General features: G+C 72.9%; 1 protein-coding gene. It reads right to left on the reverse strand.

All coding sequences use genetic code 11. The features are described from left to right. Positions 1 to 32 precede the first annotated feature (32 nt). A partial coding sequence (locus tag IH13_RS0135210; protein WP_031091106.1) for a response regulator transcription factor occupies positions 33 to 414 on the reverse strand: 382 nt, incomplete at its 5' end.

Here is a 414-nt window from a genome sequence, read left to right on the forward strand (position 1 = left end):
CTACGTCCGCATGCGCCGTGGTGCGGTGACCACTATACCCAACCTCGCGCGCGGGCGAGACGCACGGCCGCGTGACGGTTCTCCGCACCCAGTTTGGAGACCGCCGACGAGAGGTAGTTGCGGACCGTCCCCTGGGACAGCGAGGCCCGCTCGGCGATCTCCGCGACGGGTGCCCCGTCGGCCGCCAGCTCCAGCACCTCGGCCTCCCGGGCGGTCAGCGGAGAGTCCCCGGCGGAGATCGCGTCGGCGGCCAACTCCGGGTCCACATAACGGCTTCCGGCGTGCACGGTGCGGATGATCTCGGCGAGGCGCCGCGCGCTGACCGTCTTCGGCACGAAGGCGCGCACCCCGGCCGCGAGGGCCCGCTTCAGATGGCCGGGCCGGCCGTGGCTCGTCACGATCATGGTCCGGCAG

It is taken from the genome of Streptomyces sp. NRRL WC-3549, assembly GCF_000721935.1.
Lineage (GTDB): Bacteria > Actinomycetota > Actinomycetes > Streptomycetales > Streptomycetaceae > Streptomyces.